The sequence below is a fragment of the Micromonospora sp. D75 genome (genome assembly GCF_018070405.1).
In the GTDB taxonomy this organism is placed as follows: Bacteria; Actinomycetota; Actinomycetes; order Mycobacteriales; family Micromonosporaceae; genus Micromonospora; species Micromonospora chalcea.
The window spans coordinates 1-935 of the sequence record NZ_JAGPXV010001067.1 but is presented as its reverse complement, the minus strand read 5'-3'; the positions used below and the strand labels follow the sequence as shown (position 1 = coordinate 935).

Below are 935 nucleotides of genomic sequence, written 5' to 3'. Positions count from 1 at the left end.
GGCGTCAGGAGTCCAGTGCCGCTCCCAGATCGCAGAGCCTGCCCCCGAACCGAGCAGTTCGAGCCGGGCCTTCAGGTCGGCCACGCGCTGCTCGGCCTCGGTGACGATGTGCTCGGCGACCCGACCCCAATCCTCGGGTCCCGGGTCCGCGGGAAGCGCGGAGAACAACTCGGCGATCTCGCGCACCGTCAACCCGACCCGCTGAGCGAGCTTGGCGACATGGATGCGGCAGGCCGCGGACTCGTCGAACCGGCGCTGGTTGCCTGCGGTACGCACCGCGTTGATCACGCCGTGCTTCTCGTAGAACCGCACCGCCGAGGGCGCCACTCCACTGTCGGCGGCGACCTCGCTGACGGTCGCGTATGCCACGACCGGGTTCGTGAGCGTCATGCCCTCACCGTACGCCGCGAGGGGTTGCTTCCCCCCGACGATGCGCGTCGATTCGGCTTGACTTCAACATATGTTCAACCCGCAGCGTGGTGGACATGACCGCTCCAACAGCACATGCCAATCACCACTCCACCACCGCCGCGCAGACCACGACGCGAGTCGCGGTGATCGCCTCCAGCCTTCGCAACGGGCGGATGAGCCCGATCATCGCCGAGTGGGTCGTCGCCGCGCTCCAGCAGAGCAGTGGCGTCAACGTCGACCTGATCGACCTCGCCGGGATCACCCTGCCCGACGACACCCGGCTTTCTCCCGGCGGCGGCCCGAGGACCGAGGTCGCCGACCGGATCGAAGCCGCCGACGCGTTCGTGTTTGTCACCCCGGAGTACAACCACTCCTACCCCGCATCGCTGAAGCGGCTCATCGACTGGCACTACGCCGCCTGGATGCTGAAGCCGGCCACCGTCGTCGCCTACGGAGTCCAGGGCGGGTACGCGGCGATCGAACACCTGCGCGGTGTCCTGGCCGAACTGAACATGGTCACCACG

Annotated in this window: 2 protein-coding genes; one reads left to right on the top strand and one right to left on the bottom strand. The window is 68.0% G+C overall.

Annotated features, from left to right (window positions below; all coding sequences use genetic code 11):
• A partial coding sequence (locus tag KBX39_RS32020) for a MerR family transcriptional regulator (RefSeq protein WP_210874161.1) occupies positions 1 to 390 on the bottom strand: 390 nt, incomplete at its 3' end.
• 95 nt (positions 391 to 485) lie between these two features.
• Between KBX39_RS32020 and KBX39_RS32015 the strand changes: the two genes are divergently transcribed.
• On the top strand, positions 486 to 935 hold a 450-nt coding region (locus KBX39_RS32015), incomplete at its 3' end, for an NADPH-dependent FMN reductase (protein WP_247660819.1).